The following is a 26,510-nucleotide window of genomic DNA, read 5'->3' as shown; positions in this document are numbered from 1 at the left end:
GCAGGCGGCCCGTCATCGCGGCCGCTGATCTTTCCGGTTACGCGGCCCGCAAGCCGCGTTTTCCTCCGTCTAGTCCCGTATAACCGACGGCTCCCAGCCGCGCGTGAAGCCGCGTCCCATCGCGGCACGCATCAGGTCGAACTGGCGTTGCAGATGGGCGCAGTCGGCAAGCAGGGTCTCGATGGTCGCACGCACATCACCGCCATGCCAGGCGAGGGCGGCATCCACGGGGTCGTCATCTGCCGCATCAAGAGTCGCCGCGTCGGTTACAGGCTCGCAAAGCGGCTGCATTTGATTCTCCTGACAATGAATTAGAGCGCCCAGGGGTTTGAATGAACGCCTCGGCGAGAGATGTTCCTATTATGTTCCGTATGCTCCGTGAGTCAAGGGCAGGGCGGAGGATGAATGCATATTGGGGAAAAAGCCCCGCACGAAGGCGGGGCAAGCAGGCGTCACGCTTGGCTCGCAGTGACGCGGGGAGTGCCCGCAAAGATCGGAGCGGGCAGAACGCTTCTACGACTTTCGTCTTATGTCGCGAAAGGTCGAAAGAGCCGAATCCGGTACGCCTGACCAAGAAAATCCGCGCCGGCTTCGCGAAAAGACTCCGCACGCCTTCGGTCGGGCCTTTTTCGCACGAAAAAGCCGCCTCTCCGGGGGAGAGACGGCTTTGAAAAAATCATGTTTCCGCTATCGCCGGATCGCTCTGGCCAATGCGATGAGGATGCAGGCACCGATGAAACCTGCGATAAGATAGCCGATCCAGCCGCCGAGCGACACACCGATCAGCCCGAGCAGAAGGTTTGCCACGGCCGCGCCGACGATGCCGAGGAGAACGTTCATCAGAACGCCCATGTCGCTCTTCATGAAACGCTCCGCGAGCCAGCCCGCAATACCGCCGATGATGATGGCCGCAATCCAACCGATACCTGCTTCTTCCATTCCGCTACCCTCTCGCTGCCGATGAAACCGGCAAAAAGAGCCGGCGGCATAAGAACGCGCGTGAAGAGCGAAAGTTCCGCAGGAAAGCATGGAGGGAGGAAGGAAATTGGTCGGAATGGCGGGATTCGAACCCACGACCCCTTGACCCCCAGTCAAGTGCGCTACCGGGCTGCGCTACATTCCGGACCGAGCAAACCCCTATAGTCTCGATCTTTTGGATGCAAGCCCAAAAATCGGCGTTGCAAACAAAAGTGGTGAGTTGTCGGAAAACGATGCGGCCGCCGCGCTCTTATCGGCATGATATGCGCCGTGCACCACACTTCTCATGCGACGAGGCTGCGATAGATCGCCTCGGTTTCGTCGATCATGCGTTCCAATGCGTAGTCGCCGCTGCGGGCCACGGCGGCGGCAGTGTAGCGCGCAAGGCGGTCGGGGCTGCCAAGATGCAGCATCGCGCCGGCCAGCCGTTCCGGGTTGTCGGTGTTTTCGATCAGCAGGCCGTTGTGTTTGTCTTTCAAGACCATAGAGGCGCCGCCGACATCGGTGAGGACAAGCGGCTTGCCGGCGGCGGCGGCCTCCAGCATCACATAGGACATGGCCTCGTAGCGGCTCGGCATGACGAGAACGTCGAACGCCGCCATCGCCTCGGCTCCGGCAAAGCGCGTCGTGAGATGCATGCGCCCGGCATGGCTGCTGGCCGCGATCCGGCTGCGCGTCGCCTCCTGCGCCTCGCCGGTGCCTATCATCAGAAGATGGGCGCGCGACAGGTGCCCGGCGAGCAGATCGAAGGCCGCGACAAGCCGTTCGGGCGCCTTCTGATGGCAGAGCCGACCGACGAAGCCGTAGAGCAGCGCATCCGCGGGTATGCCGAGCTCCTTGCGAACCCTCGCACGGGTATCGTCTGGCGGCGTTTCGACGCCGTTGACGACGATGGTGAGCTTTTCACGCGGCATGCCAAGGCTGCGGGCATGCGCATATTCGTCCTTGGACACGCATATCAACCGATCTGTCAGCATGTGTGCGAGCATCGTCTCGATCAGGCCGTAGATCCGCCGGCCGGACTCGCCCAGCCCCGGATCCATCGTGCGGAACGCGTGCGGCGTGTAGACCCGCGGCACATGCGGTCCCGGCAGGCGCAGGCGTGCGAGCGCGCCCGCCTTGGAGCTGTGGCCGTGAATGATGTCGAAGGGGCCAGCCTGGCGCATGACGCCATTCAGCTGACGCCAGGCGCCGAAATCGGCCGGACCCGGCGACCGTTTCATCGGCACGACATGGGTGCCGGCGAGATCGAGTGTGGTGAGTTCGGCGACGAACCGTTCCTCCGCCCTGACCGGGGAGTAGATGGCATGCACGCTGTGGCCGCGCGCCTGCATGCCCCGGCACAGATCGATGAAATGCCGGCCGGAGCCGCCACCGCTCGGTTCAAGCACCTGCAGGAGGCGCAGGGATCGTTGGCTGCGGGCCGCGGTGGCGTTCATCAGGCGGCGGCGCCTCTGACGGTGCGCAGGTTGTGGCGCCGCTCGAGCGCGAAGCAGCCCCAGAGGATGCCGAGCAGCAGGTAGAAGTGTCTCCAGTGATCGGTATCGATGACGAATCCGATCACGCTGTGGCCGACGATGGTGATGAGCGCGATCATCAGATAGGGCTGCCACGGTCGGTTGCGCAGCAGATATTTGAAACCGGCGCTGAGTGTCCAGGCGATGAGGGAGACGTAGCAGAGGAAGCCGAGCCAGCCGTAGCTGGTCAGCGATTTCAGCCAGATATTGTGCTCGTCTTCCGGAAAGATCTTGCTGAACACCATGGGGCCGATGCCGAGCGGATTTTCCATGGACATGAGGAAGCCGATGCGGTGGCGGTCGAAGCGGCCGAGATGCCCGCCGTCATAATCCTGCACGAGCTGGGTGCGGTTGGAGAAGAGGTCCGCGACCTTGTCGAACTGTAGCGCGACGAGCAGCGCGACCACCATGAGGCCGGCCGCCGAGATGCTGAGGATGAGGATCTTCAGCCGGAAGGCGCCGGTTCGCTCCTTCAGCAGCATGATGAAGACCAGCGCCACCACCGAGAACAGGTAGAGCGCCCAGGCCGCGCGCGAGAACGACAGGAAGACGCCGAGCGCCAGAATCAGCACGCCAACGATCTTCAGCGGTGCACCGAGAATGCGGCCGGAAAGCAGGCCGTGCATGAGATAGAGCGATGGCGCAACGAGATAGGGTCCGAAGACGTTCGGGTCCTGGAAGGCACCCTTGGCGCGGTCGTAGAGCGTGAAGGCTTCCGCCCCGGGAAAGGCATGGAAATAGCCGAGGATGCCGAGGATGGACGTGATGAGCGCGCCGGCGACCCAGGCACGGAAGATGAGCTCGAGCCGCGAATGGCGGGCCTCGACGATGGCCGCGAAGAAGACGCTGGAAAGCGCCAGGAACAGCGAGACGGCGACATACATCGGCCCGCCGGCCAGATCGTCCATCACGGTCAGCGAAAGCATGCCGCCGACATTGAAGGTCACGAGCAGAACGAGCAGGGGCGCCACGCCGCGCGAGATGCGCAGTCCGACGATGGCCCAGAGGCCGATGAGCCCCGCCATGAACAGCTCATAGGGGGCCGGCTCGCTCATGACGAAGCCGGACAGGAAGACACCGACCGCGACCAGCATCGAGCCGAACACGCCGATGGCCGCAAGCTGCGGCCGGAAGGGCGGGGCATAGGGGAGGGCCGCGTCGCTCAATAGGCGTTTTCCGTGTTGAGCAGCCGGAAGGGCGTTAGGAACAGGATCTTGAGATCCAGCCAGAGCGACCAGTTCTCGATGTAGTGGAGATCGAATTCCGTGCGGAAGCGGATCTTGTCGTCATGGTCGATCTCGCCGCGCCAGCCGTTGATCTGCGCCCAGCCGGTGACGCCGGGCTTGACGCGGTGGCGGGCGAAGTAGCCGTCGACCACATCGACATATTTGCGGTCGTGCGACTGCGCCTGCACGGCGTGCGGGCGCGGGCCGACCAGCGAAAGCTCTCCCTTCAGCACGTTGAACAGCTGCGGCAGTTCGTCGATCGAGGACTTGCGCAGGAAGCGGCCGATCGGGGTGACGCGCGGATCGCCTTTCGTGACGGCGGCGCGGGCCGAGGGGTCGGAGAGATGCGTGTACATCGAGCGGAACTTGTAGACGTCGATGATCTCGTTGTTGAAGCCGTGGCGCTTCTGCTTGAAGATGATCGGGCCCGGCGACGAGAGCTTGACGGCAATGGCCGCGCCCAGCATGACCGGCCAGAGCAGGACGAGCGCTAGGACGCTGAAGAACAGGTCGAAGATGCGCTTGGCGACGTTGTCCCAATCGGCGATGGGCTTGTCGAAGATGTCGAGCATCGGCATGCTGCCGACCTGCGAGTAGCTGCGCGGGCGGAAGCGCAGGCCCTTGGCATGCGCGGCAAGGCGAATGTCGACCGGCAGCACCCAGAGCTTCTTGAGCAGCGTCAGGATGCGCGCTTCCGCCGAGAGCGGCAGTGAGATGATCAGCATGTCGATGCGCGCGAGACGGGCGAATTCCACGAGTTCCGCGACGTTGCCGAGCTTGGGATAGCCGGCGATGACCGAAGGCGAACGGCGCTCGTCTCGGTCGTCGAAGATGCCACAGATACGGATGTCGTTTTCCGGCTGCAGTTCCAGCGTGCGGATAAGCTCCTTTGCGGGTTCACCGCCGCCGACGATGACGGCGCGCCGCTCCATGGTGCCGTTGCGCGCCCAGCGGCGGATCGCATAGGCGATGATGTGACGCTCGACGATGAGATAGACGGCGCCCACGGCGAACCAGGACACGAACCAGATTCGCGAGTAATGCTGCCCGGATTTGAAGAAGAACACCATCAGCGCCATGATGGCGAAGGCGGCGGCCCATGCGGCCAGGATTCGCGGAATCATGCGCAGCGGCGATCTGAGCGACGGAACCTGATACGTGTCGGCCAGCTGAAGCGTAAGCACGCCAACGGCCGCGCCGCCGAACATCACCAGCGCGTAGAATCCTGTCAGTCCGATGCCGACATAGAAGGCGTGGATGGCGTAGCCTATGACCAGCAGCATGACGAATTCACAAAGCCGGAGCAGGCCCGTGATCATGGAGGGGGAGAAGGTATCGACGCGGAACTGCTGGGCGATCTTGCGCGCGAGCGGATTGAGCTCGACCGTTTCCTCGTCGCCCGACTGCGGTTCCTGCGAAAGCGTACGGATTTCCGACACCTTGCGGCGCAGGGCATCCGGATCGAAGGAGTCGGGCGGCTGGATCTGGTTCATGGCTGTACCTCAGCAGGCTTTCAGCCTCAGATAGCATGAAGCCCCTAAGAAACGTTTACGGTTGACCGACGCGGGGCTCGCCGATCGGACGCATTCTGGCACTCTGAGTGCCGAGAATGTCCCGGTAAAGCGCAAGCAGGGCATCCGACATGGTTCTGGCGGAAAAGGTCTTCCTGAACGCGACGGGCTCCGGCATCGCCTTGCGGAGCCAGAGCGGATCGTTCATCGCCTTGGTCATCACCGTGGCGAGCGAGGCCGCATCGCCCGGTTCCGTCAGCACGGGACTGTCGCGGCCCAGCACTTCCGGAATGCCGCCGACGCGGCTGGCGATGACGGGCCGCCCGGCGGCGATCGCTTCCAGTACGATATAGGGGAGCGCTTCGGCACGGGAGGGTACGACCACGGTGCGGGCGAGCGCGAAGGCTTCCTGCGCCTTCATGGCCGGTAGCAGGCCGATGCGGCGCCCCAGCCCGCTCTCCACGATGCGCCGCTCGTATTTCGCCCTGTCCGGCCCGTCGCCTATGATCAGCGCCGAAAGCGGCCGACCGACGCGTCGCTCGGTCTGGGCGAAGGCATCGATGAAAACATCCGGACCCTTAAGATCGCGCAACATGCCGATATAGAGGAAATCGACGGCATCCTCGCGGGGATAGACGATGTCGAAGTCCCGGTCGTGAATACCGTTGTAGATGCGTTCGGCGCGCACGCGCGGCTTGCCGACACGGGCGATATAGGCGTCGCGCTCGTAGTCGCAGACGAAGGTGAGGGCGTCACCGCGCCGCTCCAGCAGCCGTTCGGCTGCGAGGATTGCCAGTCCCGCCACCGTGCGGCTGGTATAGTGCAGGCTGCCGCCATGCGGCGAATAGAGGCGGGCTACGCGATACCTGTTCACCCGCAGGGCTGAGCCGATGAGCCGGGCAATGGCGCCACCCTTGGCGCCGTGCCCGTGCAGGACATCCGGCTGCAAACCTTTTATTTCATGGTAGCTTTTCCGAAATGCGCCGATGTCGCGAAGGTCGACGGACCGGCTGATGGGCATGCGCACGAGGCCGAGCGAAAGATAGGGGCGGATTTCGTCGAAAAGCGCATCCTCGAATGAACCGCCCGTGAGGCTGTCGCAGATGATGCCGACGTCATGCCCGGCCTTCGTGTGAAATTCGGCAAGGTCACGCACATGACGGAAGATTCCACCGATGGGGGAACGGAAGCAGTGAATGATGCGCAGAGGCCCATCGTCCGCCATGATGCTCAGAACAGCCGTTCACGAACATAGATCGTGTCGCCGGCCAGGATAGGATCGGAGATGGAGACACGGCCCGTGACGATCTTGCCGTTGATCTTGCGCGTCACGTCCACGTCGCGCTGGTTGGCGCGCGGCGAAAACCCGCCGGCGACCGCGATGGCGTTCTGAATGGTCATGCCTGCGACATAGCTGTACTGCCCCGCCTGACCGACTTCGCCCATGATATAGATCGACCGGTAGCGATCGACCTCGATGGAGACATCAGGATCGCGCAGGTAGCCTTGGCGCAGCTTCGCGGCGATAATGCTTTCAAGTTCCTGAATGGTCTGGCCGCGTGCCGGCACCGCGCCGATGAGCGGGAAGGCGAGATAGCCGGCCTGGTCGATCGTATAGGTGTTGGACAGGCCCGCCTGTTCGAAGACGGTCACGCGCAGGCGATCACCGCTGTCGAGGCGGTAGGGCTGGATCGTTGCCTCATGGAAGGCCTTCGGGGCAGGACGATATCCGCTGCAACCGGCAACGGCCGGCACGATAAGCGCCAGCGCAAGCAGCAAGCCCTTGTTGATCGTTGCGAACGTCATTCGCTCAGTCCCGCAAATCAGAGTGTGGTCTCCGTTATCCATCCGTTAGGGTTAATGGCCGGTAAATATTCCCGCGATATCGCGCACCAAATCGCGCAAAAGTATATTTTCCCGTTTGCGCAACTCAGGATGGTTAACGCTTGGGTTACCATATTTGTTTACCGTGCGCGGAAATCGTCGGTTTGGAGTAGGGATATGTCGGGCGTTCACGGAAGCCAGCAGGATGTCGATATCGACCTTGGCGGCCTTTTCGGCGCGATCTGGCGGCACCGCATGCGCGTGCTGCTGGCGACGGTTGCTTGCGCCGGCGTGGCCTTCGCCGCCGCAAACCTCATCACACCGACCTATAAGAGTGAATCGCGCCTTCTCATCGAGACTCGCGAGCCGGCCTTCACGACGGGCCAGGACCGTTCGCAGGGCAGGGAGCAGCCGGCCTTCGATGAACTCGGCATCGCCAGCCAGGTGCAGATGCTGAAATCCGCCGACCTCATCAAGCAGGTCGCGCGCAACATGAAGCTCTACGAACTGGAGGAATTCGATCCGACCTCCAAGCCCTCGGCCGTTTCCGATTTGCTCGTGCTGCTCGGCCTGAAAAAGAACCCGCTCGATATGCCGCCGGAAGAGCGTGTGCTGAAGGAATTCAACGAAAAGCTCGTCGTCTATCAGGTGGAGAAGTCGCGCGTCATCGGCATCGAGTTCTCCTCGCGCGATCCGCGCCTTGCGGCTGCCATTCCCAACGAGATGGCGAAGGTCTACCTGTCGCTGCAAAGCGGCGCCAAGCTCGATACGAATTCCGAGGCCTCACGCTGGCTGGAGCCCGAAATCGTCAACCTGCGTGAAAAGGTGCGCGAGGCCGAGCAGAAGGTCGCCGAGTATCGCTCGCAATCGGACCTGTTGCCGACCGGCGAGAATTCGACCTTTGCAGTGCGCCAACTCAACGACATCTCGACCGAGCTTGCCCGCGTGCGCGGCGAACGTGCGACCGCCGAGGCGCGGTCCGAAAGCGTGCGCTCGGTGCTGCAGAATGGCGGAGCGCCGGATACGTTGACCGAAGTCGTCGGCTCTCAGATGATCCAGCGTCTCAAGGAGAGCGAGGCGCAGATCCAGGGGCAGATTTCCGATCTGTCGACGTCGTTGCTGGAAGGGCATCCAAGGCTGAAGGGCCTGCGCTCGCAGCTCGTCGGTATTCGCGCGCAGATCAAATCGGAAACCCAGAAGATCCTGTCGAGCCTCGAAAACGAGGCGAAGACGGCGCGTCTGCGCGAGACGCAGCTCGTCCAGCAACTCAATACGGTGAAGGCGGATACGGCGCGCGCCGGCGAGGACGAAGTCGGCCTCAAGGCGCTGGAGCGCGAGGCAGCAGCCCAGCGTGAACTGCTCGAAACCTATCTTGCGCGATATCGCGAGGCGACCTCGCGCACAGGCGATGGCGCCACACCCGCCGATGCCCGTGTGATCTCCGCCGCCGTCGAGCCGACGGAAGTTGCCTTCCCCAAGGTCGTTCCGATCACCATTGTCGGCGGCGTTGCCGGCTTCGCACTCAGCGCGATCGCCATTTTGCTCGCCGAACTGTTCAGCGGCCGCGCGCTGAAGCCGGTCGGCACGGTGGCAACACCCGTCCGCCGCCGCGAAGAGGAGGAGGAGGAGGACGACGCCGAGACCGATGTCGCGCTCGAGCGGCCGCCGTTCGCCCGCAGGGAACAGGCCGTCCGCGTCGACCACGCCGCCGTGCGGGACATGAATGTGCCCGCCCGGTCGCTGCTCGCCGACATCCGTCCCGTCGAGGAGGACGAGGAAGACGTGGAGCCGACGCTTGCGCCAGCTGCCGCCGAAACCTCTGCCGGTGAAGAGGATGAAGGCGATTTCTCGGTCAACGCCGTCGCCCGGCACATGATCGAGAACAACATTTCCGTGGCCATTTCCGTTTCGCCGTCGGGTGATCGCGGCTCGACCGCTGCCGTCATGCTGGCGCGCCGTATCGCGCAGAAGCACCGCCGCACGCTCATCATCGACCTGACCGGGTCGGCCTGCCCGACGCGCCTGATGGCGGAGTCCGTTCATCTTGCGGGGATTACCGACCTGCTGGTCGGCGAAGCCGCCTTCGGTGACATCATCCACGGCGACCGCCTTTCCCCTGCCCATGTCATCCCGCGCGGCAATGCGAATATCCGGCGCGCCATGCGCGGTATCGACCGGCTGGCCATGGTGATCGACGCGCTGTCGGACGCCTATGACACCGTGATCGTGGAATGCGGCCCGGCCGAAGTGGAGGGCGTGCGCCGCCTGACTCGCGATCGGGAGACGGATGTCATTCTCTCGCTGCCGGGTGCGGACGAGGACGAGGTCGTCAAACTCATTGGCGCCTTCGACGAGGCGGGTTACAGCGACATCCTGCTGATGACCGGCGAGACTGGGGAACCGCCCCACAATCCGGGCCGTCGCGTGGCCTGACGGTTCAGTCCGCGTCGTTACCGGCGCGGGCGGCCTGCCGCCCAGAGCGCCGGCGCTGAAGAAACGCATAGATCTGCGGATTGCGCTTGATGAAGCGCTTGGCGCCCGCCTTCACGCGGTGAAGCGTGGCCGCAAGGCTGCCGGCCGGCGTGGTCGCCCACAACAGATCGTATTGCGGAGTCTCGATCGTGCACCAGGAACGCTTGTAGAGCTGGTCGCCTATGCCGAAATCGAAGAGCGCCACGCCTTCTTCGCAAAGCTTGCGGATGGCGAGATGAAACAGGAACTCGCCGGGGCTGGCACCTGCCGCAACGCTTTCGTCGAGCGAACCGAACTGGCAGATCACATGATCGCCCTTGCGCGAAAGCCCGGCAATGGCCGCGATATGGCCCGCATGCGCGCCGGTGAGACGCAGCGCATGAAGCTGAAGCGGGTATTCGCTGTCCGATAATGATGTCGTCACGAGTGCGCGGAAAAAATCGCGAGTCCGCTCGTCGCGAAAGACATCGGGCAGGCCGAGTGCCTGGAAACGAACCGATTTTTGCCGGAAGAAGGTTTCGAGAAGGACAAGCGCCTCGTTTCCGGTGGGCGCGATGATGTGCTCGTAGCCGCCGAGCTCCATCAGCCGGCGTTCGGCGTTGCGGAACTTCTTGCGCCGGTTCTTGGCATTGATCTGGGCCAGCGTGCGCTCGAAATCGCCGAGCAGCGGCAGCTGGAAGGCGGCGTTCTGGTTCAGGATGGCCGGCAGGTCGCCAAAGGGATTGGCATCGCCGCGCCATTCGAGCGGCACCTTGTCGAGCAGCAGAAGGTCGAAATGACTGGCGAAGTCGCCGCGCGCCTGGCTCAGTGCATTGCGCAGCCGGGGCGGTGAGGCGAGCGCCCGGAACGCTCTCGTATAGAGGCCGGTGTTGAGGTTGCTGAAATCGGTGGCGAGCAGGCGGGCGACCCGCACCGGCCCGTGCCGCACAATTTCGAGCGGCAGGATGAGCTGCGTGCGGCCGCCGGACACGCCCTCGACGATCAACAGCTTTGTGCCCTGCGTGCGTGCCCAGGCGCGGCACCAGTCATAGCTCTGGTGAAGGGAGAGGTTATCGCAAGCCTCCATCGCCCGCCAGCGGGCCTCAAGCGGCTCTATCGTCTCGTGCAGGCGGATGGAGAGGGGGCCGAAGGCGAGCACACCATCACCTGCCGCTGCCGCATCGGCTGGCGCCGGCTCTGACGGCATGGCCTGGAAATGGAGTTGCATCGCGCCCAACCTCTGTGTCCCTTTCGCGCGCGGCACGCAGCCGCTGCCCGACCATAGCGGCCGAGATTGCGCAAATGGTTTAAGCACGAGCGGGGCCGGCGGCAGGGCAGAAGGAATCGGCCGGCGAGGTTAGCAATTGGATAACGCGGCGCGGGTTTGGGACGCCACGGCAGCGCGCAGGCCGGCTATTCGCTACGCGGCTTGCCGGGCTTTTCCATCCACTTGATGATCAGCATGGCCGGCAGAATCCACAGAAGCCCCGTGAGCGTGAAATAGAGAAGGTGGATATACCACGGCGATTCCCCCAGCGTCGCGACGGCAACCGTCGTTGCGACCAGCGCGTAGACGAGCACGAGGATGATGATCAGGATCGTGCCGATCAGTTTTCTCAGGCGAGGGGGCATTTCGGACCTTCGTTGGGCGGGGCTGCAGGGCGCGACGGCATGCCGCAAAGCTTCGGGCCTTGTTTTGCACGGCCCGGTCGGGCAAATCAACGTCGGAGCAGTTTGCGACGATGGGTGCAGGCCATTTTGTGCCCGCGACTGCATGGAAAAGCCTGAGGGGCGGGCGGATTGCCGCTCCGGGCAAAGGAGCCGATGAAATGAGCGCCACCAACGTAACAGCATATCGCAGCGTCGACGACGCGGGCCGCATCGAGCGCAATCGCCGGCAGGTGCGCATCTGGCTGGGTTTCGTTCTGTTCGTTCTGTTCGTGCTGGTTCTCGTGGGCGGCGCAACGCGCCTGACCGGCTCCGGCCTCTCCATTACGGAGTGGAAGCCCATCCACGGTGTCATCCCGCCGATCGGCGCGCAGGAGTGGCAGGAGGAGTTCGAGCTCTACAAGCGCATTCCGCAATATGAGCAGGTCAACAAGGGCATGACCGTCGACGAGTTCAAGACGATCTTCTGGTGGGAATGGGCACACCGGCTGATCGCGCGCTCCATCGGCTTCGTCTTCGCCGTGCCGCTCGTCTTCTTCTGGCTGACCGGGCGCATCGAGCGCAAGATGCGCTGGCCGCTCGTCGGGCTTCTTGCGCTTGGCGGCTTCCAGGGTTTCATCGGCTGGTGGATGGTGTCGTCCGGCCTCGCCGAGCGGGTTTCCGTCAGCCAGTACCGGCTTGCCACCCATCTCACCATCGCCTGTCTCATCTTTGCCGGGACCGTGTGGCTGATGCGCGCGCTTGCGCCGCACAGCGACGATGAGGCGCCGACGCCGGGTTCGCGCCGCATGGCCGGCATCATCGCCTGCATGGCGATCTTCCAGATCTATCTCGGTGCGCTCGTTGCCGGCCTGCATGCCGGCTTTACCTACAATACATGGCCGCTGATGGACGGCGCCGTCGTGCCTGGTGGCCTCTTCCTGCAGCAGCCCTGGTGGATCAATCTCTTCGAGAACCCGAAGACCGTGCAGTTCGTGCACCGCATCGGCGCCTACGTGCTCTTCGCGCTTGCGCTTGTGCACCTGATCTCCTCGCTGCGTGCCGCACCCGAAACCACCCATGCGCGCCGCGCACTGGTGCTCTTCGGCCTCGTCTGTCTTCAGGCGACAATCGGCATCCTGACGCTGATCTGGCAGGTGCCGCTCGGCTGGGCGCTGGCGCACCAGGGCGGCGCGCTGGTCGTGCTGAGCTTCGCCATCGCCCACTGGCGCGGCTTCTATGGGGAATACGAAAGAGACGACGTGCGGGCCTGATCCGGTCAGGCCTGCCTGAGAACGTTGCGGATCGCAGCGGCAACGGCAAGTTCGTTGTCGCGATCCTCCGAGTTGCCATCCTCGTCATGCCACGCGGCCGACAGGCAGCCATAGGCGAAGGCGTAGCGCAGGATGGTGCGGACATCGCGCGCGAGCGTCTTTGCGAAGACCTCCGCCATGTCGGCGATCCGCTCTTCGTCGCGCGTGAGATCGAAGCGGTCCAGCGGATTGGAGAACATGTTGGCGACGTCGAGCGCGGCATCGCCGATCAGCCCAACGGGATCGATGATGAGCCAGCCGCGCGGTCCGTGCATGATGTTTTCGTGGTGAAGGTCGCCGTGCAGCGGCCTGATGTCCCGCTGATCGGCCAAGAGCGCCTCGGCGATGGTCGCAGCTGCCGCATAGGGGCCGGCACGGCTGTCCCTGCGATCCCGTTCGGCCTTGGCGAAGAGGCTTGCGAAATAGCGTGAGAGCGGTTGCAGGCTTGCCGGCGGCGGGCTGTCCGACGGACGGTCATAATCAAGAAGAACGTTGGCAGCGATGCGCGTCGCGTCACGGTCGCCGTGCGATAAGAGGTGATCCCGAAGCGTCGTCTTGCCGGCATGCTCCATCAGCAGCATCGTGCCGGAGCGGGCGAGAAGCTTCACGCAGCCAACGCCATCCCGCCATGTCAGGAAATCTGCGCCGCGCAGGCTGTCTTCCAGCGCCTTCGGCTTCAGATGCTTGACGACGGCGTTTTCGCCGCCGGCAAGTGTCACGTCGTAAACCCTGCCGACAATCGTGTCTGCCAGGAGTGCGGCGCTTTCAATCTGCCATTCGCCGGGGAAGGGCAGCTGTTCTATCGTCATGCGCCCAGCATCAGGTCCATGTTCTGCACGGCGGCACCCGAGGCGCCCTTGCCGAGATTGTCGAGCAGGGCGACGAGGTTGACATGCGGCGCGCCTGCGGTGCCGAAGACATAGAGCTTCATGCGGTCGGTATCGGCCAGCTCCACGGCGTTGACGCGGGCAAGATTGGCGCTTTCCTTGAGATCGACCACCTCGACGATATCCTGGCCGGCATAGTGATCTGCCAGCGCTTCATGGATCGAGCCAAGCGACGCGTTGTCCTTGAGGTCGGCGAGGTGGAGCGGCACCTGCACGATCATGCCCTGCGCGAACTTGCCGACAGAGGGCGCAAACAGCGGCGAGCGGCCGAGCAGGCCGTGCACCTGCATTTCCGGCACATGCTTGTGCTTCAGCGTGAGGCCGTAGAGGAAATGCGGCGATGCGATGTGCTCGGCATGGCCTTCGTCTTCCATCTGCGCGATCATCTGCTTGCCGCCGCCGGTATAGCCCGAGACGGCATTGACCGTGATGGGATAATCCTCCGGCAGAAGGCCGGCGAGGCGCAGCGGCCGGATGAGACCGATGGCGCCGGTCGGGTAGCAGCCGGGATTGGCGACGTAGCGCGCCGCCGCGATCTTCTTCGGCTGGTTGCGATCCATTTCCGCAAAACCGTAGGCCCAATCCGGATTGACGCGATGGGCGGTCGAGGTGTCGATGATCCGCACGGAATTGTTGCCCGCGACCATGGCCACGGCCTCCTTGGCCGCATCATCGGGCAGGCAGAGGATAGCGATATCGGCGCTGTTGAGCAGGTCTTCGCGCAGCTGCGCGTTGCGGCGCTCGGCTTCCGGGATGGACAGAAGCTCGACATCGGCGCGGCCGGCCATGCGGGTGCGGATCTGCAGACCCGTCGTGCCGTGTTCGCCATCGATGAAGATCTTCGGTTTCATCTGCTGTCCCATCCTGTCAGTGTCTCGGGCAAATCCGGTCGCAGTGTTGTGCCGCTGCATCCGGACGTGCGGAAAAGAGAAGTCGCCGCCGATATAGCGGCTCGTTCTGTCGCATTCAATGGTGCTCAGCCGCGACGTTCGGCCAGCGCCTCGGCGTGAAGGCCGAGCATGTACATGGCGATGGTGGAGCCGGCGATTGCGGTGATATCGGCGTGGTCATAGGCGGGGGCCACCTCCACCACGTCGGAGCCGACGATGTTGAGCGCGCCGAGCTTGCGCAGCACCGACAGGATACGCGCGCTGGACGGCCCGCCCGAGACCGGCGTGCCCGTGCCCGGCGCATAGGCTGGGTCGAGGCAGTCGATGTCGAAGGTCAGATAGGTCGCGCGGTCGCCGACATGATGGATGATCGCATCGGCGATTTGGGCAGCACTCATCTCCTCCACGTCGTAGCCATAGAGGATGCGGATGCCGCAATCTTCGGGCGCATGGGTGCGGATGCCGATCTGGATCGACGTCTCGGCGTCGATCAACCCCTCACGGACGGCGGTGCCGACGAAAGAGCCATGGTCGATGCGGCCCTTCTCGTCCGCCCAGGTATCCTGATGCGCATCGAACTGGACGAGGGAGAGGGGCCCGTGTTTTTCGGCATGCGCGCGCAGCAGCGGCAGCGTGATGAAGTGATCGCCGCCGAGCGTCAGCATATAGGCGCCGGATTTCAGGATCTTCTTTGCCTCGCGCTCGATGGTACCGGGCGTCTTCTGGTGGTTGCCGTAGTCCAGCAGGCAATCGCCGTAGTCGATGACGGCCATGTCCTCGAACAGGTCGCGCTCGAAGGGATATTGCGGATCGTTGTCCATGATCGCCGACGCGCGGCGGATCGCCTGCGGCCCGAAGCGCGTGCCGGGGCGGTTGGAGGTCGCGGCATCGAAGGGAATGCCCCAGACGACGGCGTCGACATCCTTTAGCACCTTGGTATAGCGCCGGCGCATGAAGGACAGGATGCCCGCATGGGTCGGGTCCGACGCTGCGCTCTTCAGCGACTTGGCGGTGATGGCATGGTCGATCGTCTTGTTGGCCATAAAGTCCCCCCTCGGTCATTTCCGGTAAAAATGCGTGAAACAAGTTCGGCGGGACGTTCGCCAATCGCGGGGCTTTAGGCAAGGGGGTAAAATTGGGAGATGGGTGTGAGCGGGTCACTTTCGAGCGGAGGCGGTTCAGGGGCAATCCGTCCATCCCCAAAACGAAAAGGCCGGGGCGAACCCCGACCTTTCCTGAAGAAAAAGTCTTCCGAGCGATTAACGCTTGGAGAACTGGAACGAACGGCGGGCCTTGGCCTTGCCGTACTTCTTGCGTTCGACGACGCGCGAGTCGCGGGTCAGGAAGCCGCCCTTCTTCAGAACCGAGCGCAGGGCCGGTTCGAAGTAGGTCAGTGCCTTGGAGATGCCGTGACGAACGGCACCGGCCTGGCCGGAAAGGCCGCCGCCAGCAACGGTCGCGTCGATGTCGAACTGACCATCACGGGCAGCTGCGACGATCGGCTGCTGCAGGATCATCTGCAGGACCGGGCGTGCGAAGTAGGCTTCGAACGACTTGCCGTTGATGGTGATCTTGCCGGAGCCCGGCTTGACCCACACGCGGGCGACAGCGTCCTTGCGCTTGCCGGTGGCGTAGGAACGGCCCTGGGCGTCAACCTTCTTGACGTGAACCGGGGCGGAAGCGGCCGGAGCTGCAGCGGCGACGCCGAGGTCCTTGAGCGAGGAGAGGTCGGCCATTATCAGGCGCTCCTTGTGTTCTTGCTGTTCAGCTTGGCGACGTCGAGAACGACGGGCTGCTGGGCTTCGTGCGGATGGTTGGCGCCGGCGTAAACGCGCAGGTTCTTCATCTGGCGACGGCCGAGCGGGCCGCGCGGAACCATGCGTTCGACAGCCTTCTCGAGAACGCGCTCCGGGAAGCGGCCTTCGATGATCTGGCGAGCCGTACGCTCCTTGATGCCACCCGGGTAACCGGTGTGCCAGTAGTACTTCTTGTCGGAGTACTTCTTGCCGGTGAAGACGACCTTGTCGGCGTTGATAACGATGATGTTGTCACCGTCGTCGACGTGGGGCGTGAAAGTGGCCTTGTGCTTGCCGCGCAGGCGGTTCGCGATGAGGGTAGCGAGGCGACCGACAACGAGGCCTTCGGCGTCGATGAGGATCCACTTCTTCTCTACCTCGGCGGGCTTCTGTACGAAGGTACCCATGGGAGTAGCTCTTTCTGTAGGGTCCCGAAGCCTTGCGGCCTGGGGCGTTTCTTGTTGCTTGGTTTGGCCTCTTGCGAATGCCAAAAATCGAACGCGGCCCGAGGGGACCGCGATCTGGTGCGGCTTATAAGCGAGGGCGGGCAGGGCGTCAAGCGACGCAATCCGGAGGCCGCGAAAGATGGTCGTTTAAAAACAATGCGTTATGAGGGTGGTATTAAGATACCGCAAATTATCTTGGTGGAATCGAGTACGTCGCGGTGGCGTGGGCCACCAGATCCTCGCCGTCGGCATCGAAAATCGAGGCGTCCACGACGGCCAGCCGCTTGCCAAGCTTGAGGAGCCGGCAGGTGCAGGAGAGGGGCCCGGGCGCGGGCTTGCGCAGGAAATTGATGTTGAGGTTGGTGGTGACGGCAAGCGCCACCGGCCCGATATGAGCGAGTACCGCGCACCATGCGCCGACATCGGCGAGTGAGAAGAGCGTGGGGCCGGAAATCGTGCCGCCGGGGCGCAGGTGCCGATCGTTGGGCATGAGCCGCATGGTCACCGTTCCCGGGCCGACCGCCATCACCTCGAACACCTTGCCATCCTTGTGAAGCTGCGGAAAATCGGTTTCGAGGAAGCGGTTCAGCGCTTCCGGGTCCATGATCGGCGTCAGTTCCATCGCATGCGTCTCCTCTCCCCGCGTTTACAGACCGATTTGCCGCGCCCCGCAAGCCCGCTGAAAGTCTATCTTGCCGCGCTTGAAACGGGCGACGGCGCGGCGTAGGACCACACGACTATACGAGAAGGAGGTCACAATGGCGGATGTGGTGGAGTTCAGGAAAGAAGAGCAGGCAGGACTGGTGCGGATCGAGCGGCAGGCGCCGGTTTTGCGCATCACGCTGAACAATCCGCCGGCAAATGCGCTCTCCATCGCCACCATGCAGGCGCTTGCCGAGGCGCTCGATGCCGCTGCCGCGGATGACGCGATCCGCGTCGTCGTACTGGCCTCGACCGGCAAGGTCTTTTCCGCCGGCCACGATCTCAAGGAAATGACTGCGCATCGTGCGGATGCCGACGGCGGCCGTGCCTTCTTTGAGAAGACCATGCGCATGGGTGCAGACATCATGCTGAAGATCGCCGCGTTGCCGCAGCCCGTCGTGGCCGAGATCGACGGCCTGGCGACGGCCGCCGGCTGCCAGCTCGTCGCGAGCTGCGACCTTGCCATCTGCACGGACACCGCGACGTTCTGCACGCCGGGCGTCAATATCGGCCTGTTCTGCTCGACGCCGATGGTTGCCGTGACCCGCGCGGCACATCCCAAGCAGGCGATGGAGATGCTGCTGACCGGCGAGACCATCGACGCCTCCACCGCCAAGGATTTCGGCCTCGTCAACCGCATCGTGCCGCAGCAGTACCTGCGCCAGGTCGTCGACAAATACGCTGCCGTCATCGCATCCAAGTCGCCGCAGGCGCTGCGCGTCGGCAAGGCCGCGATCCGCGCCCAGGCCGGCCTGCCGGTCGCGGAAGCCTACACCATCGCCGTCACGACCATGGTCGAGAACATGCTGGCAGACGACGCAAAGGAAGGCATCGGAGCGTTTCTCGACAAGCGCATGCCGGAGTGGGATCGGACGTAAATTACGCCAGTTTCAGAATGAGCACGCCGCCGGCGATGACGGCGCCGGCGAGGTAGCGCCAGATGCTGGCCTTCTCCTTGAGGATGAAGACGGAGATGAGTAGGGCGAAGAGGATGGCGGTTTCGCGCAGCGCGGCGACCGTCGCCACCGGCGCCTTTGTCATGGCCCAGAGCGCCAGCCCGTAGGAGGCGATGGAGCCCGCGCCGCCGAACAGGCCGCGTGCCCAGTTGCGGCGGACATGGTTCCAGACCGGAGCGGTGCCGCGACGCGCGATGGCCCAGGTAAACAGCAGGACCGGCGGCAGGAGCGCCATCCACAGCGTGTAGGAGATCGCGTTGCCCGAAACGCGCGCGCCCGCGCCGTCCACAAAGGTATAGGTGGCGATGACGATCCCATTGGCGAGCGCCAACAGGATGGCATGGCGCCCGCCGCGACGCGATTCGAGCGCGAGTGTCAGCACGCCAGCCGAAATGACCAGCACGCCGGCCATAGCCGTCGGTGTCAGATGTTCGCCCAGCACGAGGCCGCTCGTCATGGCGACGATGAGGGGTGCCACGCCGCGCATCAGCGGATAGACAAGCCCGATATCGCCGGCCCGATAGGCTGCCGCAACCAGCTGGAAATAGGCGAATTGCAGGACGGCCGAGACGAGGATGAACGGCCAGGCCTCCGGCTTCGGCAACGGCACGAAGGGCAGGAAGAACAGCCCGACGGCCCCGGCGCCGAGCGCGACCATCGCCGCGTCGAGCGACTTGTCCGTGCCGGATTTGACCAGCGCATTCCACGTCGCGTGCAGGGCCGCGCCGAGAAGCACGAGAAGAAGAACGTCGAACGGCAAGCTGGGACCTCGGAAGGGGAAGGCGGCGGACGGGAAGGCGTCTCTTCATCCGCCCAAATCCGTGGATTTGCAATCGGGACCTGCCGCAACTTTTGTGATGAAACGGCCAGAATACGTGATGACTGCGCCGGATTGGCACAGATCGCGCTGCAAAGGCCGCGCCGGACCGCTCTTCTTGTTTAGGGTTTCGCGCTAGAATGGCGGACAGCAAGGCAAGGGAGAGACGTTCGCGACAGCCGGAGGAGGCAGCGATGAACCACGACCATTATCCCGACAGCTATATCCGCGATATCCTTTCCGGCGTGCATACGATCGCCGTCGTCGGCGCGTCACCGAACGATGCGCGCCCGAGTCACGGCGTGATGGGCTTCCTGCTCGGCAAGGGCTATCACGTCATTCCGGTCAATCCGGGGCATGCCGGCAAGACCATTCTCGGCCAGAGGGTGCATGCGCGCCTCGCCGATATTCCTGAAACGATCGACATGGTCGACGTTTTCCGCGCCGCCAGCCAGTTCGGCGTCGTCGTGGACGAGGTGCTGGCGCTGCGGCCGCTGCCAGGAGTCCTGTGGGGGCAGTTTACGGTGCGTGATGACGTGGCTGCCGCACGCGCGGAGGCGGCCGGTATCCGGGTCGTGATGGACCGGTGCCCGGTGACGGAATATCCTCTGCTCATGCGCAAGGCTTCCTGACATCCATCAATATTGACTTCACGTTGCGTTACCCCAATTCTTCTCGGAAACGGGAACGCGCCATGAACCACGATTTCTATCCGGACTACTATCTTGCCGATATCCTGCGCGCGACGAAGGTGATTGCCCTCGTCGGTGCTTCGCCAAACCCGGAGCGCCCCAGCCAGCGGGTCATGGCGTTCCTCCTGCGCAAGGGATACCGCGTGATCCCCGTCAATCCCGGCCAGGCCGGCAAGGAAATCCTCGGCCAGCGCGTCGTCGGCCGTCTGGCCGATATCGAAGAGCCGATCGATATGGTCGATGTCTTCCGTGCCGCCAATGCGCTTCCCGCCGTCGTGGACGAGGTGCTGGCGCTCTCGCCTCTGCCGAAAGTCATCTGGGGACAGCTGTCCGTGCGCCACGACGAGGCCGCGGCCAGAGCCGAGGCTGCCGGGATCAAGGTCGTGATGGATCGCTGCCCGGCAATCGAGTATCCGCGCCTCATCGGCTGACGAATGCCGCGTGTAGCGCTTTGCCGCATTCGCACGCACGCGGAAGACTCCCTTTGACCGGCCGCTATCTCTCTGAAATAGTGCCGGAACTTTAAAAGGGAGGTCATTCCATGACGAAGAACAAGCCGGGCTTTTCCACGCTCGCCATCCATGCAGGCGCTCAGCCGGACCCCACCACCGGCGCGCGCGTGACGCCGATCTACCAGACGGCCAGCTTCGTGTTCAACGACACGGACCATGCCGCCTCGCTCTTCGGCCTGCAGGCTTTCGGCAACATCTATACCCGCATCATGAACCCCACGCAGGCCGTGCTCGAAGAGCGCGTTGCCGCGCTCGAGGGCGGCACGGCGGCGCTTGCCGTGGCCTCCGGCCATGCCGCACAGCTCCTGGTGTTCCACACGATCATGCGCCCGGGCGACAACTTCATCGCCGCGCGCCGGCTCTATGGCGGTTCGATCAACCAGTTCGGCCATGCCTTCAAGAACTTCGACTGGCATGTGCGCTGGGCCGATACGGATGACATTTCCACCTTCGAAAGCCAGATCGACGAGAAGACCAAGGGCATCTTCATCGAAAGCCTCGCCAATCCGGGCGGCACCTTCGTCGACATCGCCGGCATTGCTGATATCGCGCACCGCCACGGCCTGCCGCTCATCGTCGACAACACCATGGCGACGCCCTATCTGCTGCGCCCGCTGGAGCATGGCGCCGATATCGTCGTGCATTCGCTGACCAAGTTCATGGGCGGTCACGGTAATTCCATGGGCGGCGTCATCGTGGACGGCGGCACGTTCGACTGGTCTGCTTCGGGCAAGTATCCCGCACTCTCAGAGCCGCGCCCGGAATACGCAGGCATGGTGCTGCATTCGACCTTCGGCAACTTTGCCTTCGCCATCGCATGCCGCGTTCTCGGGCTGCGCGATTTCGGCCCCGCCATCTCGCCGTTCAACGCCTTCCAGCTCCTGACCGGCATCGAGACGCTGCCACTGCGCATGCAGCGCCACTCCGACAACGCGCTTGCCGTCGCGACGTGGCTGAAGGGCCATGACAAGGTGGCCTGGGTCAACTATGCCGGCCTCGATGATCACCCCAACCACGCGCTGCAGCAGCGTTATTCACCGAAGGGCGCGGGCGCCGTCTTCACCATCGGCCTGAAGGGCGGCTATGAGGCGGGCAAGAAGTTCGTCGAGGGGCTGGAAATGCTTTCGCACCTCGCCAATATCGGCGACACGCGCTCGCTCGTCATCCACCCCGCATCGACGACCCACCGCCAGCTCTCCGAAGAGCAGCAGGTCGCGGCCGGCGCAGGCCCGGATGTGGTGCGCCTGTCCATCGGCATCGAGGACGCCGACGACATCATCGCAGACATCGAACAGGCCCTCGCCAAGGCCTGACGCCATGAGGGCGGCCGATCAGGCCGCCCGAACCCTCCCTGAAGCGGAAGACAGCATGAGCAAGGCACAACCCTTCGACATCTCCGGCGTCGAGCCGGAAACCGGCCGTCCCGCTGCCGACAGGCTGATCGCGGGTGATCCGGTCTTCACCAGCTGGAATATCGAGGAAGCCGACGGCGGCGTCTATTCCGGCATCTGGCAATCGACGCCGGGCAAATGGCGCATCCAGTATGACGAGTGGGAATATTTCCACATCCTCGAAGGCCACTCGATCGTCAGCTCCGATGACGGGGAGGTGTTCGAGCTCAAGGCGGGCGACCGCCTGATTCTCAGACCCGGCTTCAAGGGAAGCTGGGAAGTCATTGAAACGACTCGCAAGGACTATGTCATCCGGCTCTAGCGGATCGGTTGCGCCGCCCGGAACGCTTTGGCGAAATCCGGCGAGGAAACGAGCCCCAGCAGCGCGCGCATCTCCGCCGAGCGTTCGGCGCCGAAGGCGGCATCGAAGCGCGCCTGTGCATCGCGCCATAGGGTGAGCGCTTCGGCCTGCCTGGCGGCGCCGGTCGCCGTCAACCTGGCGCGCCGGACGCGTCCGTCCTTCTCGTCGGCGATCAGCTCGACCAGTCCGTCTCGTGTCAGCGGCTTCAACGTGTGGCCGAGGGCGGACAGGTCCATCACCATCGCTTCCGCCAGAGGCTTCAGGGGAATGCCGTCCCGCCCTGCAAGCGCGATCTGCGACATCAGCGAAAACTGCGTGCCCTTGAGGCCGCTCGGCGCAATCACATCGTCATAGAGCTGGCCAAGCTGCCGCGCCGCGCGGCGGATCGCGCTGTTGGTGCAGTGCTGCCAGACGCCTTCGGGTTCATTCATCTCTCAACTCCTCCAATCCTCGATAAAAATCGAAAGGCCCACTTGCAAGTGGAAACGCGCCTCTCCAATATAATGGTATATGCCACTAAATTCAAACCGGAGACCTGCCATGACCACTTCATCCCCGCTCGGAACCGCTCTCGTTACAGGCGCATCCGCCGGCATCGGTGCCACCTATGCCGACCGGCTCGCCCGCCGCGGCCACGATCTCATCCTTGTTGCCCGCGATACGGCGCGGCTCTCGGCGCTGGCGCAGACGCTGAAGGCGCAGTACGGCATCGCCGTCGACATCCTGCGCGCCGACCTCTCTGTGCCCACAGATCTGCGTCTCGTCGAAAAGCGCCTGCGTGAGGATGCGGCGATCACGCTCCTCGTCAACAATGCGGGTATTGGCCCGAAGGGCCCGCTACTTGCCGACGATGTCGACTATCTCGACACGATGATTGCGCTCAACGTGACGGCCGCAAACCGGCTTGCCGTTGCCGCCGCACAGGCCTTTTCCGCCCGGGGCAAGGGCACCATCGTCAACATCGCCTCGGCGGTCGCCATCGTGCCGGAACTCTTCAACGGTACCTACAGCGGCAGCAAGGCCTTCGTGCTGGCCTTTACGCAGGCGCTGGCGAAGGAACTCGACGGCACGGGCGTGCGCCTCCAGGCCGTTCTGCCGGGCCTGACGCGCACGGAACTGTTCGACCGGGCAGGGGGCTCCGTCGAGGCGCTGGACCCGAACCGCGTGATGGACGTCGCCGATCTCGTCGATGCCGCTCTTGCCGGCCTCGATCAGGGAGAGCTGGTCACCATCCCGTCGCTGCCCGAAAAGGCCGACTGGGAGAAGCTGGAAGCCGCCCGCTTCGTGCTGGCGCCGAATATCTCGCACAACAAGCCGGCCGCGCGCTACGCGACGGCCTGACCGTTCACCATTCCAGCTCCAGCGCCTCCAGCCCGTGGAAGTGATAGACGTCCTTGACCACGGGCGGCTTTGCGATGCGCAGGCCCGGCAGGCGCTGGAAGAGGATCGGCAGGGCGATGTTGAGCTCGAGCCGGGCCAGCGGCGCGCCGATGCAGAAATGGATGCCGGCGCCGAACGAGAGATTGGCGCCCTCATTGCGATCCGGCCGGAAAGACAGCGGATCGGAGAACTTCTGTGGATCGAGATTGGCGGCGGCGAGGATCATCGCGACCTTGTCGCCGCGGCGGAACTGGATGCCGTCGAGTTCCACATCCTCCAGCGCGAAACGGTCGAAGATGTGAACCGGCGCTGAGATGCGCAAGCATTCCTCCACCGTGCGCTCCGTCGCCTTCTCGTCGGCGAAGAGTACCGTGGGGTCGGCGCCGTCTTCCAGAATGGTGCGCACGGCATTGCCGATCTGGTGAACGGTCGCCTCGTGGCCGGCGTTCAGCAGCACGATGGTGGTGGAGACGAGTTCGTCATCGGTCAGAAGCTGGCCGCGATGTTCGGTGTGCACCATGTGCGAAAGCAGGTCGTCGCGCGGCTCGGCGCGGCGCTCGGCGATGACGCCGCGCACATAGTCCGAAAACGCCTGGGCGGCCTTGTCGGCAGCAAGCTCGTCGGCATGGGTGCGGCCGAACATGTACATGCGCACATAGGCATGCGACCATTTCAGGAGCTGCGGCCCCATTTCATCGGGAATGCCGATCATGCGGGCGATCATGGTGACCGGCAGGATATCGGCGAAGGCCGATAGGAGCTCGACCTTGCCGTCCTTCTCGAAGCGGTCGATCGCTTGATGGCAGAGATCGGTAATCTCCGGCGTCAGCTTCTCGATCATGCGCGAGACGAAGGCACGGTTGACGAGGGTGCGAAGCCGCGTGTGTTCCGGCGGCTCCAGTTCCAGCAGCGACCAGGCTTCAGCGGCATCGAAATGCGCGACATGCGGCTGCGGCTCGGGAAGGCCGAGTTCCTCGCGGCTTGCGACATGAAGAATCTGCCGGCCGAAGCGGCGGTCGCGCAGAAGGCTATTCACATGGTCGTAGCCCGTAAAATACCACTTCTTCTGCTCTTCCCACCAGAAGGTGGGACATTGCGCATGGAGCGCGGCATAGACCGGGTTCGGATCGCGGTAAAAGGCGGGATCGCGGCCATCGAGGGAGACACGTCGGTTGGCGGCATCGATGGTGAGGAAGGGGAAGGATGTCGTCGTCATACGGCATGACGTAGCGGATTTCATGCGCCCATGAAAGCGCGGCAAAACGCCTTCAACAGCCATCTCATGCGACCCCTTTCACCGGCCGACCGCGACGCCCTCGCGCCGCGGATCGGCCGCACCCTTCAAGCCGTCTGCGGTAAGCTCGATGGCGTGCAGGCCGGAATTCATTTCGCCGATCTTCACCTCGTAACCGAGGTCCTTCAGCGGTGCGGCGAGCTTTTCCGCATCGGTGCCGGCTTCGATGTCGTAGGGGCCGAACCGGTTGATGAGATGGGGCATTGCGACGATCTCGCCGACATCCATGTCCCAGTCGATATAGGCGATCAGCGCCTGCGCGACATAGCCGATGATCTGGCTGCCGCCGGGCGAGCCGATGGCAAGCAGCGGCCGGCCGTCCTTCAAGACGATGGTCGGCGACATGGAGGAGCGTGGCCGCTTGCCGGGCTCGACGCGGTTGGCGACGGGCATGCCATCGTCATGGGTCTTGAAGGAGAAGTCCGTCAGTTCGTTGTTGAGCAGGAAGCCATTGGTCATCAGCCGCGAGCCGAAGCCGTTCTCAATGGTCGTGGTCATGGACACGACATTGCCCTTGTCGTCGACAATGACGAAATGGCTGGTGGAAGGCAGTTCGATGGCGGCGTCGCGACCGAAATTGAAGGCGTGGTCCCATTCCGGCTTGCCGGCGCTCACGGCGTCCTCGCCAAGCGCTTTTTCGCCGTCGAGCAGCCTGGCGCGCTCCCCGAGATAGGCCTTTTCCGTCAGTCCCTTGATGGGCGCCGGTACGAAATCCGTGTCGGCGAGGTAACGCTCCCGGTCGGCGAAGGCGAGGCGCTGGGCATCCCCGATCAGCCGCCAGCTTTGCGGATTGTCCTTGCCAAGCGCCTTGAGGTCGAAGTTCTCCAGCATGCCGAGCATCTGGCCGACGGCAACAGCGCCCGAGGAGGGGGGCCCCATGCCGCAGATGTCGAGGGCGCGATAGGCGACGCAGACCGGCTGGCGCTCCTTGACCCGGTAGTTGGCGAGATCGGCGAGCGACAGCACGCCCGCATTCTTTCCCGCCATGCGCACCGTATCGACGATCGCTTCTGCGATCGGGCCCTCATAGAACGCCGCCGCGCCACCATTTGCAACGGCCGTGAGCGTCTCGGCATAGGCGGGGTTCTTGAGGATGGCGCCAGCCTTGAGAGGTGCCCCGTCGGGACCGAAGAAGTAGGATGCCGTCGGTTCGAAGGTCTTCAGCCGGTCGCCCTCGGCCGCGATAAGGCCGGCGAGGCGCGGCGAGACGGCGAAGCCATCGCTTGCCAACTTCTGCGCCGGCGCGAAGAGGTCCTTCCACGCCATGACGCCCCATCGGTTATGCGCCTCCTGCATCAGCATCACGGTGCCGGGCGTGCCGACGGAGCGCCCGCCGACGACGGCATCGAAAAACGCCAGCGGTTCGCCCTTGTTGTCGAGGAAAAGCTTCGGCGTCGCCTCCATCGGCGCGGTTTCGCGGCCATCGAGCGTGGTGATCCGTTTTGCCTGCGCATCGTAATAGACAAGGAAGGCGCCGCCGCCGAGGCCTGAGGATTGCGGTTCGACGAGGCCGAGCACGGTCTGTACGGCGATCATGGCATCGATGGCGCTGCCGCCCTGGCCAAGGATTTTCGCGCCCGCTTCGGCGGCGAGCGGGTGGGCGGCGGCGACCATGTGCTTTTCGGCGGTGACGATGCCAACGGCCGTTCGGCCCGTCGCGCGCTCGGGAGCGACGGCGTCGGACGCCTGCTGGGCGGCCGCGGTCGTGCTTGCAAGAGCCAGAGCGCCAAAGGCGATGAGGACGCGTTTCATGGTGATTGCCTCCGCTGGAGACCATATAGTGCAGCCGATCATGGGCATGAGGCAAGGCGGGCGAAAGAATTCATCTTTCCTTCACCCTGTCTGCGGATCGGTTGTGGAAATCCTGCCTGCGCATTGCGCCGATTAACCGCATTCTCGCATACAACGCCGCAAAACAT

Annotated in this window: 27 protein-coding genes and 1 tRNA gene; 8 read left to right on the top strand and 20 right to left on the bottom strand. The window is 63.9% G+C overall.

Annotation, left to right across the window (positions count from 1 at the left end; genetic code table 11):
* Positions 1-69 precede the first annotated feature (69 nt).
* The 8 genes from MNR02_RS10835 to MNR02_RS10800 all read right to left on the bottom strand — a co-directional run bounded on the left by MNR02_RS10835 (position 70) and on the right by MNR02_RS10800 (position 7,038).
* Positions 70-291: a dehydrogenase gene (locus MNR02_RS10835; protein WP_241946786.1), complete on the bottom strand. Its 222-nt coding sequence runs from the start codon at positions 289-291 to the stop codon at positions 70-72.
* A 396-nt stretch (positions 292-687) separates the two neighbouring features.
* Positions 688-939 carry a GlsB/YeaQ/YmgE family stress response membrane protein gene (locus tag MNR02_RS10830; RefSeq protein ID WP_241596575.1) on the bottom strand — a complete coding sequence of 84 codons (252 nt, stop codon included), beginning with the start codon at positions 937-939 and terminating at the stop codon, positions 688-690.
* Between the two features lie 107 nt (positions 940-1,046).
* Positions 1,047-1,123: transfer RNA gene (locus MNR02_RS10825), tRNA-Pro, on the bottom strand.
* 139 nt (positions 1,124-1,262) lie between these two features.
* Complete coding sequence (locus tag MNR02_RS10820) at positions 1,263-2,417, bottom strand: glycosyltransferase family 4 protein (protein WP_241946785.1); 1,155 nt, start codon at positions 2,415-2,417, stop codon at positions 1,263-1,265.
* Positions 2,417-3,661, bottom strand: a complete 1,245-nt coding sequence (locus MNR02_RS10815) for an O-antigen ligase (RefSeq protein WP_241946784.1) — start codon at positions 3,659-3,661, stop codon at positions 2,417-2,419. The genes MNR02_RS10820 and MNR02_RS10815 overlap by 1 nt, the downstream gene beginning before the upstream one ends.
* Positions 3,658-5,214, bottom strand: coding sequence for an undecaprenyl-phosphate glucose phosphotransferase (locus MNR02_RS10810; protein ID WP_241946783.1), 1,557 nt, complete (start codon positions 5,212-5,214; stop codon positions 3,658-3,660). Before MNR02_RS10810 ends, MNR02_RS10815 begins: the two co-directional genes overlap by 4 nt.
* A 55-nt stretch (positions 5,215-5,269) precedes the next feature.
* Positions 5,270-6,457 (bottom strand): glycosyltransferase family 4 protein, encoded by a 1,188-nt coding sequence (locus MNR02_RS10805; protein WP_241946782.1) that lies wholly within the window; start codon positions 6,455-6,457, stop codon positions 5,270-5,272.
* A 5-nt stretch (positions 6,458-6,462) separates the two neighbouring features.
* Positions 6,463-7,038, bottom strand: a complete 576-nt coding sequence (locus tag MNR02_RS10800) for a polysaccharide biosynthesis/export family protein (protein ID WP_134650928.1) — start codon at positions 7,036-7,038, stop codon at positions 6,463-6,465.
* 195 nt (positions 7,039-7,233) lie between these two features.
* Here MNR02_RS10800 and MNR02_RS10795 point away from each other — a divergent pair, with 195 nt between their 5' ends.
* Entirely contained in the window at positions 7,234-9,489 is a 2,256-nt protein-coding gene (locus MNR02_RS10795) for an exopolysaccharide transport family protein (RefSeq protein WP_241946781.1), read from the top strand.
* Between the two features lie 4 nt (positions 9,490-9,493).
* On the opposite strand, the gene MNR02_RS10790 is transcribed toward MNR02_RS10795, so the two are convergent.
* Together MNR02_RS10790 and MNR02_RS10785 are read right to left on the bottom strand one after the other, a co-directional pair.
* Complete coding sequence (locus MNR02_RS10790; RefSeq protein ID WP_241946780.1) at positions 9,494-10,735, bottom strand: GNAT family N-acetyltransferase; 1,242 nt, start codon at positions 10,733-10,735, stop codon at positions 9,494-9,496.
* A gap of 185 nt (positions 10,736-10,920) precedes the next feature.
* Positions 10,921-11,139: a DUF2842 domain-containing protein gene (locus MNR02_RS10785; RefSeq protein ID WP_241946779.1), complete on the bottom strand. Its 219-nt coding sequence runs from the start codon at positions 11,137-11,139 to the stop codon at positions 10,921-10,923.
* A 197-nt stretch (positions 11,140-11,336) separates the two neighbouring features.
* Between MNR02_RS10785 and MNR02_RS10780 the strand changes: the two genes are divergently transcribed.
* Positions 11,337-12,428 carry a COX15/CtaA family protein gene (locus MNR02_RS10780; RefSeq protein WP_241946778.1) on the top strand — a complete coding sequence of 364 codons (1,092 nt, stop codon included), beginning with the start codon at positions 11,337-11,339 and terminating at the stop codon, positions 12,426-12,428.
* Between the two features lie 5 nt (positions 12,429-12,433).
* On the opposite strand, the gene MNR02_RS10775 is transcribed toward MNR02_RS10780, so the two are convergent.
* The 6 genes from MNR02_RS10775 to MNR02_RS10750 all read right to left on the bottom strand — a co-directional run bounded on the left by MNR02_RS10775 (position 12,434) and on the right by MNR02_RS10750 (position 17,108).
* Positions 12,434-13,276, bottom strand: a complete 843-nt coding sequence (locus tag MNR02_RS10775) for an aminoglycoside phosphotransferase family protein (RefSeq protein WP_241946777.1) — start codon at positions 13,274-13,276, stop codon at positions 12,434-12,436.
* Complete coding sequence (gene argC, locus MNR02_RS10770; RefSeq protein ID WP_241946776.1) at positions 13,273-14,205, bottom strand: N-acetyl-gamma-glutamyl-phosphate reductase; 933 nt, start codon at positions 14,203-14,205, stop codon at positions 13,273-13,275. The genes MNR02_RS10775 and argC overlap by 4 nt, the downstream gene beginning before the upstream one ends.
* Positions 14,206-14,330: 125 nt before the next feature.
* Positions 14,331-15,287: an agmatinase gene (gene speB / locus MNR02_RS10765; protein ID WP_241946775.1), complete on the bottom strand. Its 957-nt coding sequence runs from the start codon at positions 15,285-15,287 to the stop codon at positions 14,331-14,333.
* A 216-nt stretch (positions 15,288-15,503) separates the two neighbouring features.
* Complete coding sequence (rpsI, locus tag MNR02_RS10760; protein WP_241596541.1) at positions 15,504-15,980, bottom strand: 30S ribosomal protein S9; 477 nt, start codon at positions 15,978-15,980, stop codon at positions 15,504-15,506.
* Between the two features lie 2 nt (positions 15,981-15,982).
* Positions 15,983-16,447 (bottom strand): 50S ribosomal protein L13, encoded by a 465-nt coding sequence (gene rplM, locus MNR02_RS10755; protein WP_134650939.1) that lies wholly within the window; start codon positions 16,445-16,447, stop codon positions 15,983-15,985.
* 229 nt (positions 16,448-16,676) lie between these two features.
* Positions 16,677-17,108, bottom strand: coding sequence for a PaaI family thioesterase (locus tag MNR02_RS10750; RefSeq protein WP_241946774.1), 432 nt, complete (start codon positions 17,106-17,108; stop codon positions 16,677-16,679).
* Positions 17,109-17,244: 136 nt separating this feature from the next.
* Here MNR02_RS10750 and MNR02_RS10745 point away from each other — a divergent pair, with 136 nt between their 5' ends.
* The gene (locus MNR02_RS10745) at positions 17,245-18,066 is read left to right on the top strand and encodes an enoyl-CoA hydratase (RefSeq protein WP_241946773.1); all 822 of its coding nucleotides are present in this window, start codon (positions 17,245-17,247) and stop codon (positions 18,064-18,066) included.
* A 1-nt stretch (position 18,067) separates the two neighbouring features.
* On the opposite strand, the gene MNR02_RS10740 is transcribed toward MNR02_RS10745, so the two are convergent.
* Positions 18,068-18,904: an EamA family transporter gene (locus MNR02_RS10740; RefSeq protein WP_241946772.1), complete on the bottom strand. Its 837-nt coding sequence runs from the start codon at positions 18,902-18,904 to the stop codon at positions 18,068-18,070.
* Positions 18,905-19,155: 251 nt separating this feature from the next.
* Here MNR02_RS10740 and MNR02_RS10735 point away from each other — a divergent pair, with 251 nt between their 5' ends.
* From MNR02_RS10735 to MNR02_RS10720, 4 genes are all read left to right on the top strand, one after another.
* Complete coding sequence (locus MNR02_RS10735) at positions 19,156-19,593, top strand: CoA-binding protein (protein WP_241946771.1); 438 nt, start codon at positions 19,156-19,158, stop codon at positions 19,591-19,593.
* Positions 19,594-19,655: 62 nt separating this feature from the next.
* Positions 19,656-20,084 carry a CoA-binding protein gene (locus MNR02_RS10730; protein ID WP_241946770.1) on the top strand — a complete coding sequence of 143 codons (429 nt, stop codon included), beginning with the start codon at positions 19,656-19,658 and terminating at the stop codon, positions 20,082-20,084.
* 110 nt (positions 20,085-20,194) lie between these two features.
* Entirely contained in the window at positions 20,195-21,478 is a 1,284-nt protein-coding gene (locus MNR02_RS10725; protein ID WP_241596522.1) for an O-acetylhomoserine aminocarboxypropyltransferase, read from the top strand.
* A 55-nt stretch (positions 21,479-21,533) separates the two neighbouring features.
* On the top strand, positions 21,534-21,878 hold the full coding sequence (locus MNR02_RS10720; RefSeq protein ID WP_241946769.1) for a cupin domain-containing protein: 345 nt from the start codon (positions 21,534-21,536) through the stop codon (positions 21,876-21,878).
* On the opposite strand, the gene MNR02_RS10715 is transcribed toward MNR02_RS10720, so the two are convergent.
* Positions 21,875-22,348: a MarR family winged helix-turn-helix transcriptional regulator gene (locus MNR02_RS10715; RefSeq protein ID WP_241946768.1), complete on the bottom strand. Its 474-nt coding sequence runs from the start codon at positions 22,346-22,348 to the stop codon at positions 21,875-21,877. The two genes, MNR02_RS10720 and MNR02_RS10715, sit on opposite strands and share 4 nt — an antisense overlap.
* Before the next feature lie 109 nt (positions 22,349-22,457).
* Here MNR02_RS10715 and MNR02_RS10710 point away from each other — a divergent pair, with 109 nt between their 5' ends.
* Complete coding sequence (locus tag MNR02_RS10710; RefSeq protein ID WP_241946767.1) at positions 22,458-23,258, top strand: SDR family oxidoreductase; 801 nt, start codon at positions 22,458-22,460, stop codon at positions 23,256-23,258.
* 4 nt (positions 23,259-23,262) lie between these two features.
* Here the strand turns inward: MNR02_RS10710 and MNR02_RS10705 are convergent, their stop codons facing one another.
* Together MNR02_RS10705 and ggt are read right to left on the bottom strand one after the other, a co-directional pair.
* The gene (locus MNR02_RS10705; protein ID WP_241946766.1) at positions 23,263-24,513 is read right to left on the bottom strand and encodes a cytochrome P450; all 1,251 of its coding nucleotides are present in this window, start codon (positions 24,511-24,513) and stop codon (positions 23,263-23,265) included.
* A 78-nt stretch (positions 24,514-24,591) separates the two neighbouring features.
* Complete coding sequence (gene ggt / locus MNR02_RS10700; protein ID WP_241946765.1) at positions 24,592-26,343, bottom strand: gamma-glutamyltransferase; 1,752 nt, start codon at positions 26,341-26,343, stop codon at positions 24,592-24,594.
* Positions 26,344-26,510: the final 167 nt, after the last annotated feature.

Source organism: Shinella sp. H4-D48 (assembly GCF_022637395.1).
Classification (GTDB): Bacteria; Pseudomonadota; Alphaproteobacteria; order Rhizobiales; family Rhizobiaceae; genus Shinella; species Shinella sedimenti.
Note: the sequence above shows the minus strand (reverse complement) of the source record. Positions and strands in the feature narration are given on the sequence as shown.